Annotated in this window: 13 protein-coding genes; 11 read left to right on the top strand and 2 right to left on the bottom strand. The window is 70.0% G+C overall.

Features of this window, described 5'->3' with window-relative positions:
• Window positions 1–133: 133 nt before the first annotated feature.
• The 6 genes from HYQ63_RS42505 to HYQ63_RS42480 all read left to right on the top strand — a co-directional run bounded on the left by HYQ63_RS42505 (window position 134) and on the right by HYQ63_RS42480 (window position 7428).
• Complete coding sequence (locus tag HYQ63_RS42505) at window positions 134–1171, top strand: LacI family DNA-binding transcriptional regulator (RefSeq protein WP_179939368.1); 1038 nt, start codon at window positions 134–136, stop codon at window positions 1169–1171.
• A gap of 197 nt (window positions 1172–1368) precedes the next feature.
• Window positions 1369–2367, top strand: a complete 999-nt coding sequence (locus HYQ63_RS42500) for a substrate-binding domain-containing protein (protein ID WP_179939367.1) — start codon at window positions 1369–1371, stop codon at window positions 2365–2367.
• Window positions 2368–2445: 78 nt separating this feature from the next.
• Window positions 2446–3981, top strand: a complete 1536-nt coding sequence (locus HYQ63_RS42495) for a sugar ABC transporter ATP-binding protein (protein WP_179939366.1) — start codon at window positions 2446–2448, stop codon at window positions 3979–3981.
• 7 nt (window positions 3982–3988) lie between these two features.
• A complete protein-coding gene (locus tag HYQ63_RS42490) occupies window positions 3989–5002 on the top strand; it encodes an ABC transporter permease (RefSeq protein WP_179939365.1) in 1014 nt (337 codons plus the stop codon).
• Window positions 5003–5057: 55 nt separating this feature from the next.
• Entirely contained in the window at window positions 5058–6146 is a 1089-nt protein-coding gene (locus HYQ63_RS42485; protein ID WP_179939364.1) for a zinc-binding dehydrogenase, read from the top strand.
• Window positions 6139–7428 (top strand): DUF4380 domain-containing protein, encoded by a 1290-nt coding sequence (locus HYQ63_RS42480; RefSeq protein ID WP_179939363.1) that lies wholly within the window; start codon window positions 6139–6141, stop codon window positions 7426–7428. The genes HYQ63_RS42485 and HYQ63_RS42480 overlap by 8 nt, the downstream gene beginning before the upstream one ends.
• 77 nt (window positions 7429–7505) lie before the next feature.
• Here the strand turns inward: HYQ63_RS42480 and HYQ63_RS42475 are convergent, their stop codons facing one another.
• Window positions 7506–8402, bottom strand: a complete 897-nt coding sequence (locus HYQ63_RS42475; RefSeq protein ID WP_179939362.1) for a helix-turn-helix transcriptional regulator — start codon at window positions 8400–8402, stop codon at window positions 7506–7508.
• A 223-nt stretch (window positions 8403–8625) separates the two neighbouring features.
• Between HYQ63_RS42475 and HYQ63_RS42470 the strand changes: the two genes are divergently transcribed.
• From HYQ63_RS42470 to HYQ63_RS42450, 5 genes are all read left to right on the top strand, one after another.
• Window positions 8626–8946 (top strand): carboxymuconolactone decarboxylase family protein, encoded by a 321-nt coding sequence (locus HYQ63_RS42470; RefSeq protein WP_179939361.1) that lies wholly within the window; start codon window positions 8626–8628, stop codon window positions 8944–8946.
• Between the two features lie 59 nt (window positions 8947–9005).
• The gene (locus tag HYQ63_RS42465) at window positions 9006–9419 is read left to right on the top strand and encodes a cupin domain-containing protein (RefSeq protein ID WP_179939360.1); all 414 of its coding nucleotides are present in this window, start codon (window positions 9006–9008) and stop codon (window positions 9417–9419) included.
• A 175-nt stretch (window positions 9420–9594) separates the two neighbouring features.
• Window positions 9595–10245, top strand: a complete 651-nt coding sequence (locus tag HYQ63_RS42460) for a (2Fe-2S)-binding protein (protein WP_179939359.1) — start codon at window positions 9595–9597, stop codon at window positions 10243–10245.
• A 12-nt stretch (window positions 10246–10257) separates the two neighbouring features.
• The gene (locus tag HYQ63_RS42455; protein WP_179939358.1) at window positions 10258–11238 is read left to right on the top strand and encodes a xanthine dehydrogenase family protein subunit M; all 981 of its coding nucleotides are present in this window, start codon (window positions 10258–10260) and stop codon (window positions 11236–11238) included.
• Entirely contained in the window at window positions 11235–13430 is a 2196-nt protein-coding gene (locus tag HYQ63_RS42450) for a xanthine dehydrogenase family protein molybdopterin-binding subunit (protein ID WP_179939357.1), read from the top strand. Before HYQ63_RS42455 ends, HYQ63_RS42450 begins: the two co-directional genes overlap by 4 nt.
• A gap of 61 nt (window positions 13431–13491) precedes the next feature.
• On the opposite strand, the gene HYQ63_RS42445 is transcribed toward HYQ63_RS42450, so the two are convergent.
• Complete coding sequence (locus tag HYQ63_RS42445) at window positions 13492–14367, bottom strand: helix-turn-helix transcriptional regulator (protein WP_179939356.1); 876 nt, start codon at window positions 14365–14367, stop codon at window positions 13492–13494.
• Window positions 14368–14485 lie beyond the last annotated feature (118 nt).

The raw sequence follows: 14485 nt of genomic DNA, 5'->3' as shown, positions 1-14485 counted from the left end.
TCCAAAGGTGGGGCCAGACCCTAGAGAGAGGTCCACATGCCGTCAAGATGCCGCGACACAAAGGCACTTCGTGAGCAGCGGATCCGTCCGTACACTCAGGGGAACCGTTTCCCGCAGCGCCCGAGGGGACAGGATGCAACAGTCGGCACCGCGTCGCCGTGTCACCATCGTCGACGTGGCGCGGCACGCCCAGGTGTCCACGACCACCGTGTCCAAGGTGCTGCGCAACGCCTACGGCGCCAGCCCCGAGATGCGCACGAAGGTGCGCCGTGCGATCGACGAGCTGGGCTACCGGCCGTACGCGGCCGCAAGAGGTCTGCGCGGCCGGACGTACACCATCGGCGTCATGCTGCCCGACATCCGCAACCCCTTCTTCCCCGACCTCCTCGACGGCATCACCGGCTCGCTGGAGGACTCCGAGTACCAAGTGCTCTTGGGACCGGGAGGCAACGGGGAAAAGGCCGAATCCCGTGTCACCGAGGCACTGATCGACCGCGGCATGGACGGCATCATCCTGATCGCGCCCGTATCACCGCGCTCCCACCTTGAACAGGTTGCCTCCGCCGTACCCACCGTCATCGTCGGGCGCCATGGAACCTCTGCGGTGTACGACACGGTGGCGGACGACGACATCGAGGGCGCGTCCTTGATCGTCGGCCACCTTGCCCGTCTCGGCCATCGCCGGATCGCCCATATCGAGCACCTCGAAACCGACCCCACGCGCCTGGCGGAAATGCCCAACGCCCAGCGCGCCGACGGATACCGGCAGGCCATGCGGGAGCATGGGCTCGCGGAGTGCATCGATGTCGTCTCCACGAGCTACACCCGCGAAGGCGGCTACCGGGGCATGAATGAACTGCTCGCCCGCCCACGCCTTCCCACCGCCGTCTTCGCCGGAGCGGACATCGTCGCCATGGGGGCGCTGGAAGCGGTTGCCGAAGCCGGGCTTTCCGTTCCCGACGACATCTCTGTGGCCGGATACGACAACACCACGTTCGCCGCGCTCGGTCCGATCTCGCTGACCAGCGTCGACCAGGCGGGCCAAGAAATGGGCAGAACTGCCGCCCGCCTCCTTCTGGACCGGATCGCCGACCGCCACAAGCCCTCGAGCCAGGTCAGGCTGTCCCCCACCCTGGTGCCCCGCCGGACCACCGCCCATCCGCCTGCGTAGAGCCGACTCAGCTCCCTGTCCACCTGGCTCCCACCGACCTAACGGGCCACGCCGGCCACCTCGACGGGCCAACGCTGGGCATTAATTATTATTTAATCTTGACGTGGCTGAAAACCGCTGCTCATACTCGGAGCACACACCGCAGTGTCCTGATCTGCACTCTTTATGGTGCTTACTCTTCGATCTGGAGTGTTGCTATGAGGTTGGCCGGACATCGGGTGCGCAACGCCGTCATCGGGGTCCTCGCCCTGGTCCTGACAGGACTCACCGCGACCGCATGCGGTGGCCGCGTGGGTGAGGGCGGGCGGGTGGGGCTGGTCTACATGGACGCCCAGGGCTACTACGCCGGCGTACGCAAAGGCATGCTGGCCTCCTCCGGGAAGCTGGGCGAGGACGTGCAGGTCCTCGAAATCAACGCCCAGGGCGATGCCTCGAAGGAGAGCAGGTTCGTCGACACGGTGAGCTCGGCGGGTGTGAAGGCGCTGGTCATGTCACCGGTTTCCACCACCGCCTCGATCCCCGCGGTCAAGCTCGCCCACAACAGCGGCGTCAAGGTGATCTGCTACAACACCTGCCTCACCGATGAGGCAACCCGCAAGTACGTCAGCGCTTGGATCCTGGGCGACCCGGTCAAGTTCGGGGAGCTGGCCGGGGCGAAGGCCGCAGAGTACTTCGTCTCTCGAAACATCACCGCCCCGCGGATCGGCGTCATCAACTGCGAAACGGTCGAGGTCTGCCGCCAGCGCCGGGCCGGCTTCGAGGAGGCGCTGTTCGCCCGGCTCCCCAAGGCCCGCATCGTCGCCAACCAGCAGGGCACGACCATCGACTCCGCGGTCCAGGTCGCCGAGCGGGTGCTGACCGCGCACCGTGGCCTCGACGCCTTCTACGGCGAGTCCGGCGGCGCGACGATGGGGGCCGTCAAAGCCGTCCGTCAGCACGGCCTCATCGGAAAGACCGTGGTCTTCGGCAGCGACATGACCACCGACCTGGCCCGCGAACTGATCGACAACCGGATCCTCAAGGCCGACGTCGACATCTCCGGGCGGGTCGTGGGCAAGCTGGCCGCCCGCACGACGGCACAGGTGATCAGTGGCGAGAAACGCGGCTCTCAGATCGTCGCGGCGCCGGTCGAGCTGTACTCCACCCCCCACCAGGCACGGAAGTGGCTCGCCACGCACCCCGACGGCCTGCCGTAACCGGCGCGGAGGCCGTGGTCGGCAGCGCGCCGGACCAGGGCCGAATCCGCCTTCCCCCACCGCACCCGTGGAGACTCCATGACATCAGCTGACCCCGCGCCGGGCCGCCCGGCCGGCCCCCCGGTGGCGACGGCGACCGGGCTGTGCAAGCAATACCCCGGCGTCCGCGCCCTCGACTCCGTCGACTTCACCATCCACAGTGGCGAGGTCCGGGCCCTGCTCGGCCGTAACGGCGCAGGCAAGTCCACCCTCATCCGCCTGCTGTCCGGCGTCGAGACGCCCGACGCGGGTGAGGTGGTCATCGGCGGAGAGCCACTGGACGACGGCGGAGTACGCCGCGCAGCCGAACTCGGCGTGGCCACGGTGTACCAGGAACTCAGCATGGTGCCCGAGATGACCGTGGCCGAGAACCTCTTCCTCAACGCATGGCCCAGGCGCGGCGCCGCCGGGATCGACTATCCGCGCATGCGGCGCGAGGCTGCCGAGGTGCTCGGCGAGTTGGAGGTCCCCGTCGATCCCGACGCGCTGGTGGGCACGCTGCCGCTGGCGGAGCAACAACTGATCGAGATCGCCCGGGCGGTGCGCCGCCGCCCCCGGCTGCTCATCCTCGACGAACCCACCAGTGCGCTGGCGGCCGAGGAGGCACACACGGTGCTGTCGGCCGTGCGCAGGATCGCCGACTCGGGTGTGGCAGTCATCTACGTCAGCCACCGGCTGGACGAGATCCGCCAGGTCGCCGGGAGTGTCACCGTTGTGCGCGACGGGCAGGTCATCGACACCGTCGACGTGCGAGACGCGACGACGGCACAGATCGTCGCCCTGATGCTGGGCACCACCGCCCAGGAGGCCGCGGCGCTGGAACCCCGGACGGTGGACCGGGCCCGTACCCCGCTGCTGTCCGTGCGCGGGCTGACACTGCCGCCGAAACTGCACGGGGTCGACTTCGACCTCTACGCCGGCGAGGTACTCGGCATCGGCGGCCTCCTCGGCTCCGGGCGCAGCGAGCTGCTGCGCGCCATTGCCGGATTCGAGCCCCGGGCGGAGCGGGTGATCGAGGTGGACGGGGTCCGAGTCGCCCGGCCCACGGCAGCGGCGATGAAGAAACTCGGCCTGGGCATGACCCCGGAGGACCGCAAGGGCGCGGGCATCGTCCCGATGCTGGGCGTGGGCGAGAACATGACGATGTCGTGGTTCGGCGGTGTCAGCCGGCGTGGCAGCATCTCACCCGCCCTGGCCGAGCGCGCCGGATATGACCTGGTGGAGCGGCTGTCGGTGAAGACACCCCGGCTCTCCACGCCGATCGTCAACCTCAGTGGCGGCAACCAGCAGAAAGCCGTCATCGGCCGGTGGCTGCATGCCCGCAGCCGCATCCTCCTGCTCGACGAGCCGACCCGCGGCGTAGACGTCGAAGCGAAGCAGCAGATCTATCGGTTGGTCCGCGAACTGGCCGGCAACGGGGCAGCCGTGGTGTTCGTCTCCGGCGAGCTGGAAGAGCTGCCCCTGGTGTGCGACCGGGTCGTGACGCTTCAGCAGGGCCGGATAAACCGCGAGTTCACCGCCCCCGACATCACCCTGGACAACATCATGGCCGCCACCATGGCAGTGGAAGTGTGAGGCACCCATGTCTTCGACGATCCTGACTCACAAGCCCGGTGGGTCCTCCGCCAAACGCACCGCGACCTCCCGGCACCTGCTCCATCTCAACGAGCTGGGGCTGCTCGCCGCCATCGTCGTGCTGTACATCGCGTTGAGCGCCAGTGCCGGAGGGTTCCTCGACACCGAAAACCAGCTGGGTATCCTCCGCGATGCCGCGAGCGTGGGCATTCCCGCGCTCGGAGTGACCCTGGTGATCATCGCCGGGGAGATCGACATCAGCATCGGCCCGGCCGTGGCCTTCGCCTCGGTCATCTTTGCCAAGGGAGCGTCGGACTGGGATCTGGGCATCGCCGGAGCCTTGGTGCTCACCCTGGTGGCGGGCCTCTTGTGGGGGGCCTTCGCCGGGTGGCTGCGGGCCCGGTTCGCGGTCCCCTCCTTCATCGCCACGCTCGGGTTGTGGAGCGCGCTCGGCGGCCTCGCCCTGTATGCGACGGACGCGCTGCCCGTCCCGCTGCCCGCCTCCTCCTTCGTCGACAGCCTCGGTGGCAAGTTCCTGGGAGTGCCCACTCCGGCAGTCGTCTTCATCGTGCTCTTCTTCGTCTTCTGGTACATAGCCCGCCGCACCGCCTACGGTCGTTCCGTTTACGCCACCGGCGGCAACGCCGCGGCGGCTCAGCTGGCCGGCATCCCGATCCGGCGCATCCGGGTCATGCTGTTCGCCACGACCGGCGTGCTGGCCGCGCTGACCGGCGTCCTTCTGGCCGCCCGGCTGGGGTCGGGCAACGGCGGCGCCGCCGCCGGGCTGGAGTTCGACGTGATCGCCGCAGTGGTCATCGGCGGCACGGCCCTGGCCGGCGGGCGGGGGAGCCTGATCGGGACGATGCTCGGCGTCATCTTCATCAGCGTGATCGCCAACGGCCTGGTGCTGCTGGGCGTCAACCCCTTCCTCCAGAACGTCGTACGCGGCGTGATCATCGTCGCCGCCGTCCTCGCCAACGTGATCATCGGCAGGCGGGGGAACGTCACGCGCGTGTCATGAACACCCTTCCGTTCTCCCGAACTTCCGTACTTCCGACACACCTTCAGGGACCGTCATGAGTACCACCGCCTCACCCTCCCTGCCCGCCACGATGCGCGGCGTCTACCTTCCCGGGGACAGCACCGCCTCGGTGCGCTCCGTCGCGGTGCCGGAGCCCGGTCCGGGTCAGGTCCTGCTACGGGTCGGCGCGGCCGGCATCTGCGGCAGCGACATCGGCTACATCTACCGGGAGCACAAGACACACCGAGGGATCGAAGGCCCCGCCTACCGCGGTGTCATCGCCAGTCATGAACCGTCGGGCACCGTGGTGGCCGCCGGACCCGGAGTGCGCACGTTCGGTGTCGGCGACCGGGTGGTCGTGTACCACATCGCCGGCTGCGGCCGGTGCGACGCCTGCCGCCGCGGCTACTACATCAACTGCGCCTCCCCGGAGCGGGCCGCCTACGGCTGGCAGCGTGACGGCGCCGCCGCCGACTACCTCGTCGCCGACGAGTCGACGCTGATCCCGCTGCCCGATGAGCTGAGCTTCGTCGACGGCGCGCTGATCGCCTGCGGCTTCGGCACCGCCTACGAGGGGATCCGCCGGGTAGACGTCAGCGGCGACGACGACCTGCTGGTCGTGGGCCTGGGGCCGGTCGGGCTGGCCGCCGGCATGATCGGCCGCGGCCGCGGCGCCCGGCGCGTCATCGGGGTGGAGCTGTCTGAGGAACGACGTGCGTGGGCCGACAGGCTCGGAGTGTTCGACGCCACCGTACCGCCCGAGGAGACCGGCCCGGTCGTCGCGGAGCTGACAGGCGGCCGGGGCACGAGTACCGCGATCGACTGCTCGGGCAGCCGAGGGGGGCGTTCCACCGCCATCGAGCACATCGCCGAGTGGGGCCGGCTGTCGCTCGTAGGAGAAGGCGGCACGCTGGAGACCGAGGTGTCGGACCCGCTGCTGCACAAGCAGGTGACGATCTACGCGTCCTGGGTGACCTCTCTGCCCGCCATGTCGGAGCTGGCCCGCAGCCTGGTGCGTTGGGGAATGCGACCGGAGAGCGTGGTGAGCGACCGGTTCGCCCTCGCCGACGCGGACACGGCGTTCCGGCTCGCGGCCGGGGCCGGCCGCGGCAAGGTCGTCCTGGTGCCGGATCTCGATGACTGAGCGGACGAACGGCGAGGCGCTGCGCGGCGACGGGGTAGAGGTGGTCCGCAGCCCGGTCGGCCCCTACGAACTGGTCCGCCTCGACGCGGGAGCGGTACAGGTCACCGCCGTGCCGGCGCTCGGCGGCCGGCTCCTGTCGTTGACGCTGCACGGCCGGGAATTCCTGTACCGCAACGAGCGGTTGCTGGACGGCGGCCTGCGCCCGCGCCCCGGCGTCCGGCCGGTCCCGCAGGACGGTCCGATGTCGGCCTGGCTGAACTGGGGCGGCGACAAGACCTGGCCCGCACCGCAGGGCTGGGACGGGCCCGGGCAGTGGGCGGGCCCACCGGACCCGGTCCTGGACTCGGGACCGTACGGCCTGCGGCTCACGGTCCGGGGGCGAACCGCCCAGGCGGTCATGACCAGCGGCGTCGAGCCACGGACGGGTCTGCGCATCGAGCGCCGCGTCACGGTCACCGCGGGACGCACGGCCTTCACGCTGGAGAACACCCTGACCAACGAGTCTGATCGGCCCCGCCGGTGGGCGGTGTGGAATGTGACCCAGCTGGCCGGCACGGCTCCGGGGTCCTGCCCCGCGGGCGGTGTCTACGTGGGAACCGCGGGTTCGGGGCGTCCGGAGACGGTCGGCCTGATCGCGGGCACCGGCCGCCCGCAGGTGCACCGCCTCGGCCGTGGCGTGCTGCACGTCCCCCACCAGGACGTGGTCGGCAAGGTGGGCTTCCCTGACGCTGCCGGGTGGCTGGCGCACGTCGCTCCGCAAGGCACGCTGACCCAGCGGTTCGAAGTTTCCCCTGCCGCCCGTTACCCCGACGGCGACTCGCGGGTCGAAGTGTGGCTGGAGCATCCGCTGCACGCGCCCCTGGAGCACTTGGGGGGCTTGCATCCTTTGGACCGGGTCGTGGAGTGCGAGGCGTTGGGCCCCCTTCAGGAGCTTGCCCCCGGGCAGTCGACGCGGCTGACTTTGGAGATCGGTGTGGGCGCCGGCGCAGGCCCGGTCGAGGCGGTGACCTCCCGGGGCTTTTGGTCACGGCTCCCCCGGCTGGAGGACGGGCGGCTGGTCGGGGTGTTCGTGCCGTTCCGCGACGGGTCCCTGACGGCACGTCCGTCCCGGGGCGGCGGCGAGCCGGTCCGGTGCGGCACGCTGGTCGCGGGGGAAGCTTGTGCGTTCGACGTCCGGCCGGACGGACTTGCGGCGGCCGGGGCGGACGCGGTGGTCGTCGCCTCGGCGCCGGACGGCTCGGATGCGACAACGGTCGGCTTCCTCGAGGCACGGCGCGGGTGAGGACTACAAGGCCATGGACGAGCTCCGCGCCATCAAGACGTTGCTCAAGCCCTGACCCGCCCCTGGTGCTGCGACGCTCATCCGTCCTGTTGGCCGCGGGACGCCGGCCGTCCGGTGGGCTGGTCGGCTTCGGTGGCGGCCCAGGCGGCCAGGAGCCGCAGGGTGTCGTGATCGGGTGTGCCGGGGGCGGCGCTGTAGGCGGTGAGGGTCAGGCCGGGCTGGGCGGGTAGTTCCATGGCGTCGAAGTCGAGGGTGATCACGCCGATGGCGGGGTGGCGGAACGACTTGCGGCCGGTGTGGTGAAGGCGGACGTTGTGCTTGGCCCATGCGGTGCGGAACTCCTCGCTGCGGGTGACGAGTTCGCCGATCAGGCCGGTCAGCTCACTGTCGTGCGGGGCGCGTCCGGCCTCGGTGCGCAGCAGGGCGACGGTGGTGTTCACGGACTCCTCCCACTGGGGGAAGAAGTCCCGGCCCCCTGGCAGGAGGAACTGGGAGCGGGCGATGTTGGCCGTCTGCGCACTCGGGTCAGGGAAGAGGGGTGCGTACAGGGCGCGGCCGAGGGTGTTGGTGGCGAGGATGTCCAGGCGGCCGTTGCGGATGAAGGCCGGCGAGTCGGTCATCGAGTGCAGCACGCGCAGGACGCTGTCCGGGAGCGGACCGCGGGCGCGCCGGGTGCGGCGCGGGGGACGCTTGGCGGCGGCGCGGGCCAGGTCGAAGAGGTGGGCGCGTTCGGCGTCGTCCAATTGGAGGGCGCCTGCGACGGCGTCGAGGACTTCCTCGGAGGCACCGGCGATGTGGCCGCGCTCCAGGCGGACGTAGTAGTCGATGCTGACCCCGGCGAGCAGGGCGACCTCTTCGCGCCGCAGGCCGGGCACGCGCCGGTTGCCGCCGAAGGCGGGCAGCCCGGCCTGCTGCGGGGTGATCTTGGCGCGGCGAGAGGCCAGGAACTCGCGGATGTCGCTCTCAGTACTCACGCCTTCCAGGCTAGGCCGGGCGGTCCCCATGTGGGGGGCTCTGTCAGTACCTGTAACGGCAGACCCTTCCCCACCACTATGAGCTGCGGTTTCCTCGATAACGGCAGCCGATGACGCTGCCTGGTGCGGCCCGGCCACAGGGTGCGGCGGCTGCCGGAAGGCCGCCCCCGCCTCACAGCGGGTCGTGCCGGTCCCCCTCGTTTCGATCAAGGAGTCGCCCCTCATGCCGATGCAGTCTGCACCCCCGGAGCTGGCCGAGATCGCGCCGAAGCTCGTCGAGCTCACCAATGAGGTCCTCTTCGGTGACGTCTGGGAACGGCCCGGACTGTCGCCGCGCGACCGGAGTCTGGTGACGGTGAGCGTGCTGGCCGCCCTCTACCGCGGTGAGCAGCTCGGCTACCACCTGGGCGTCGCTCTCGATAACGGCCTGAGTGTCCAGGAGCTGTCCGAGGCGATCACGCACCTGGCCTTCTACGCGGGCTGGCCCAACGCCATGACGGCGATCACCCAACTGAAGAAGATCGCCGACGAGCGCAGCGCCTGACCGCCCGGCGCACACCGGTACCGAACCTTCCCCTCCTGATCCGATCAAGGAAAGCTGTCGTGGAACACATCACTGAGACCCCCACCGTCAAGGCCCCGGCCGAGCGCTTCACCGGCGACGTCTACCTCAACCCGATCGAGTCGCCCTCCGACCCGGCCCGCCTGGCCTCCGCCCTGGTGCGTTTCACCCCCGGGGCCCGCACCAACTGGCACTCCCACGCCAAGGGCCAGGTCCTGTACATCACCGACGGAGTCGGCCTGGTCGGCACCCGCGACGGCCACGTGGCGCGCGTGAGCGCGGGCGAGACGGTGAAGTGCCCGGCGGGTGAAGAGCACTGGCACGGCGCCACCGACACCACCCTGCTGGCCCACATCGCCATCGTCGTCGGCGACGAAAGCGGCGACGGCACCACATGGCTGGAGCCGGTCACCGACGAGCAGTACACGGCAGCCCTCTCCACCGTCGGCCGCTGACCCCAAACCAAGGGGGGACAAAACTCTCCCTGCCACAGGCATTACTCGTGATGCCAGACTTCCCACATGGACGGCCGCGGCAGTGAGCTGCGCGGCCTCCACGGTCTGCGGCGACGACGGTCCCTGCCGTGCCGCTCTGTACGGGCCGATCCGTCCGTGATGCGAAGGCTTAGGTATGTCAACCGAATCCCCTGAATCTGCTGGTGGACTCCCCACCGAACACAGCGGATCCTCCTCCGCGCCCACCCGGCGTACCTTCGTCGCCACCAGTACGGCGGTCGGTGGTGCCGTCGTGGCGGGTGGCGTGATCGGAGGGTCGTTCCTCGTCGGCTCCGGAGATGCGGCCGCCGCGGGTCCGGCGCCCTCCAGCCGTGTCTCCCTGACGGTCAACGGCCAGCCCCGGACCGTAACGGTGGACAACCGCACGTCGCTGCTGGATCTGCTGCGCGAACACTTCGGCCTGACCGGGTCGAAGAAGGGCTGCAACGCCGGTGCCTGTGGGGCGTGCACGGTCCTGGTCGACGGGCGCCGGGTCAACTCCTGCCTGACATTGGCCGTGCGTCTGGAGGGCGCCGAGGTCACCACGATCGAGGGCCTGGCCGACGGCGACCAGCTGCATCCCTTGCAGCAGGCGTTCATCGACCAGGACGCCTTCCAGTGCGGTTACTGCACCCCCGGTCAGATCGTCTCCGGTGTCGGTTGCATCCAGGAGGGGCACACCGGATCGCCGGAGGAGATCCGGGAGTGGATGAGCGGCAACATCTGCCGCTGCGGCTGCTACGTGAAGATCGTGCGCGCGGTCCAGCAGACCGCGGGCCGGAAGTGAGGCCGGGCCGTCATGCATCCCTTCTCCTACACCCGCGTCTCCGACACCGGGGAAGCCCTCAACGCCGTTCACCGCGGCGGGCGTTACATCGCCGGGGGCACCACCCTGGTCGACCTGATGCGCGAGACCGTCGAACGCCCTGAGGCGCTCGTCGACATCAGCGGTCTGCCACTGGACGAGGTCACCGTCACCGAGCGCGGCGGGCTCCGTATCGGTGCCTTGGTCACCATGGCCGAGGCCGCCACGCATCCCAAGGTGCGGACGTTGTACCCGGTCGTGTCCGAGGCGCTGGAGCTGAGCGCGTCGGCCCAGCTGCGGAACATGGCCACCATCGGCGGCAACATCATGCAGCGCACCCGGTGTACGTACTTCCGGGACGTGACCGCCGACTGCAACAAGCGTGAGCCCGGCTCGGGTTGTGCCGCCCGGGAGGGCTTCAACCGCACTCACGCGATCCTCGGCACCTCCGACCACTGCGTGGCCACCCATCCCTCCGACGTCGCCGTGGCGTTCGCGGCGCTGGACGCGCGGGTGCATCTGACGGGGCCGGACGGGGAGCGTCAGGTCCCCTTCGCCGATTTCCTGCTGCGGCCCGGCAACACCCCTCGAAACGAACAATCCCTGCGAAAGGGTGAATTGATCACGGCGGTCGAGATCGCAGCGCATCCGCGTCCGCTCACGTCGGGCTACCTGAAGGTGCGTGACCGGCAGTCCTATGAGTTCGCCTTGACCTCGGCGGCGATCGCCCTGCACATCCGGGGTGGGGTGATCCGTGAGGCGAAGGTCGCCGCCGGTGGGGTGGGGACCGTGCCGTGGAAGCTGCCCGCGGTCGAGCGTCACCTCGTCGGTGAACGCCCCTCCGCGCCACTGTGGGCGGCGGCCGCCGAGCGCGCGGCAGTCGGAGCCCGTCCGCTGGAACACAACCGGTTCAAGATCGAGCTGCTGAAGCGGACCGTCGAACGCCAGCTGCGCATCGTAGGAGGTACGAAGTGAGCCCCCAGCCACAGGCAGCCGTGGGCGCGCCGCTGTCCCGGGTGGAAGGCCGGCTGAAGGTCACCGGGAAGGCGCTGTACGCCGCAGAGCACGAGGTCGACGGTGCCGTGCACGCCGTCATCGTCGACGCCTCCGTCGGACGCGGCCGCATCACCTCGATCGACACCCGTGATGCTGAGGCCCACCCGGGCGTACTGCGCGTGCTCCACCACCGCAACGCCCCGAAGCTGCCGTACCGCGACAACTCCGGCTCCAACAACCCGCCCGGCCGACGGCTGCGCGTCTTCCAGGACGACCGGGTGCTCTTCCACGGTCAGCCGGTCGCCGTCGTGGTCGCCACCACCCTGGAGGCCGCACAGCACGGCGCGAGCCTGGTCGAGGTCAGCTACGAGGCCGAGCAGCCCTCGACCGACTTCACCGAGGCCGAGCCGGGCGATCCGACGAACTACGCGCGCGGCGACGCCGAGGCGGGCCTGCGCTCCTCCGCAGTACGGCTGGACCTGACGTACAAGCTCGCCCGCAACCACCACAACCCGATGGAGCCGCACGCCACCATCGCCCGCTGGGACGGCCGCAAGCTCACCGTGTGGGACAAGACCCAGTGGGTGGTGGGCACGCAGACCGAACTCTCCACGGTGTTCGACCTGCCCATGGACTCCGTCCGCGTCATCTCCCCCTTCGTCGGAGGTGCCTTCGGCAGTGGGCTGCGCTGCTGGCCCCACGTGGTCGTCGCCGCGCTGGCCGCCCGGGAGACGGGCCGTCCGGTCAAGCTGGTGTTGAGCCGCAGGCAGATGTACTTCGGGACCGGCTTCCGGCCCTCCTACGAGTACCGGCTGCGGCTGGGCAGCGACCGGCGTGGCCGGCTGTCCGCCGCGGTCCACGACATCGACGCCGAGACCTCCTCTTACGAGGCGTTCACCGAGGCGGTCCTGCCCGCGGGGCAGATGCTCTACAGCATGCCCAACGTGAGCCAGGCGTACCGAACGGTGCCGCTGGACGTGAACACCCCGATCTGGATGCGCGGCCCCGGCTTCGCCACGGCATCGTTCGTCATCGAGTCGGCCATGGACGAACTCGCACACAAGCTCGGCATCGACCCGATCGAACTGCGCCGCCGCAACGAACCGGCGGAGGACGAGTCGTCCGGGCTGCCGTTCTCCACCCGCCGGCTGCGCGAGTGCTACACCGTCGGCGCCCGGGAGTTCGGCTGGCACCGCCGCAGCCCGAGGCCGCGTTCCCGCCGTGAGGGCGACTGGCTGATCGGCCTGGGCATGGCCGCGGGCGTCTACGACACCGCACGCAACACCGCCAAGGCCCGGGTCCGCCTGGACGCGGACGGCACCGCCGTGGTCGAGGCCGCCTCCAGCGACATGGGGCCGGGCACCTACACCTCCCAGACCCAGGTCGCCGCCGACGCCCTCGGCCTGACCATGCGCACCGTCACCTTCCGGCTCGGGGACTCCCTGTACCCGCCGACCCCGCCGCACGGCGGCTCCCAGACCATGGCGAGCGTCGGCTCCGCCGTCCTCGACGGCTGCGACAAGGTGCGACGCCAGGCCATCACGCTGGCCATCGAGGACCGTGAGTCGCCGCTGTACGGGGCGGAAGCGGACGACATCGTGGTCCGTGGCGGCCGGCTGCACGTGAAGAACAACCCCACGCGCGGCGAGACCTACCGGACACTGCTGGCCCGCAACAACCGCACCCACCTCGAATCCCTCGGCTCCTTCACCGGACCGTCAGGATCGCAGCGGCACTCCTTCTACGCCTACAACGCGACCTTCGCCGAAGTGGCGGTCGATGTGACATTGGGGCTGGTACGGGTGAGGCGGATGCTGGGTGTGTACGACGCGGGCCGCATCATCAGCCCCAAGCTCGCCGAGAGCCAGGCGATCGGCGGCATCGTGGGCGGCATCGGCACGGCCCTGCTGGAACACACCGTCACCGACCACCGCGACGGCCGCATCGTGAACGCCAACCTGGCCGACTACCTCGTCCCCGTCAACGCCGACGTCCCCGAGGTCCGGGCGATCTACCTGGACGGCGAGGACCGCGAGGCCGACCCCCTCGGCGTCAAGGGGCTCGGCGAGGTCGTCCACGTCGGCGTGGCACCCGCCATCGCCAACGCGGTCCACAACGCCACCGGGCGCCGCATCCGCCAACTTCCCATCACCGCCGAGGCACTGCTCTGACCTGCCGGATCTTCCGGAGCCGCGTAGCCTCTCCGGCGGCTGCGCGTGCACAGGTCCCGGGTCAGGACGCGGAGGCCGGCAGATCCTGGTCGGCGGCCCAGGAAGCGAGGATGCGCAGCCGCTCGTGGGTGGGGGAACCGGGCGGGGCCGTCCACACGGTCAGATGCTGATCGGGGTCGGTGTTGGCGGTCAGCGTGTCCCAGTCCAGCACGAGCTCGCCCACGACCGGATGGTTCAGTGTCTTCGTGCCCACCGTGCGGGCGGCGACACGGTGATCGCCCCACCACTGGGCGAACTGCTTGTCCCGCATGGACAGTTCACCGACCAGCTCGATCAACCGGGGGTCTTCGGGATACTGCGCTGCCTCCATCCGCAGCTGGGTCACGGCGATGTGGGCGGAGGCCTCCCAGTCGGCGTACAGGGTGCGCATCGCCGGATCGGTGAAGATGATCCGCGGGTAGTTGCGGTGCTTTTCCGGGATGCGGGAGAAGTCGGTGACCAGGGCGGCGGCCAACGCGTTCCAGGCGAGGATGTCGCCGCGCCGGCCCTGCACGATGGCCGGGGTGGCGGTGAGGTCGTCCAGGACCCGCTGCAACTGCGGCTGGACCTTCTGCCTGCCACGGCGCCGGGTGCGCGTGGTGGGCTTGCCCGCGAGCTGGAAGAGGTAGCCCCGCTCGTCGTCGTCCAGGTGCAGTACCCGGGCCAGGACGTCCAGGACCGGCCCCGATGCCTGCATGCGGCCCTGTTCGAGACGGGTGTAGTAGTCGGTGCTGATACTGGCGAGCTGGGCGACTTCCTCACGGCGCAGCCCTGCCACCCGTCGGGGGCGGCCGCTCTCGGGCAGGCCTACCGTGCGCGGGCTCAGCTCGGAGCGGCGCTTCTTGAGGAATTCTCCCAGCTCATTGAGGGGAACGTTGCCGGTCATGCTTTCCAGCATGACACCGATCCCACCCCGAAAAGGGGGGAGAATTTACTCCTAGGATGTTTCCCTCCCGGGATGGTTTTCTCCCCTTTTCACACCTGCCCTCGCCTGTGAGGCTCGACCGTGAGCAGCC

The sequence above is a fragment of the Streptomyces sp. Rer75 genome (assembly GCF_013414305.1).
Taxonomy (GTDB): domain Bacteria; phylum Actinomycetota; class Actinomycetes; order Streptomycetales; family Streptomycetaceae; genus Streptomyces; species Streptomyces himastatinicus.
The sequence above is the reverse complement of the archived record's forward strand: the minus strand, read 5'-3'. Positions and strand labels throughout refer to the sequence as shown.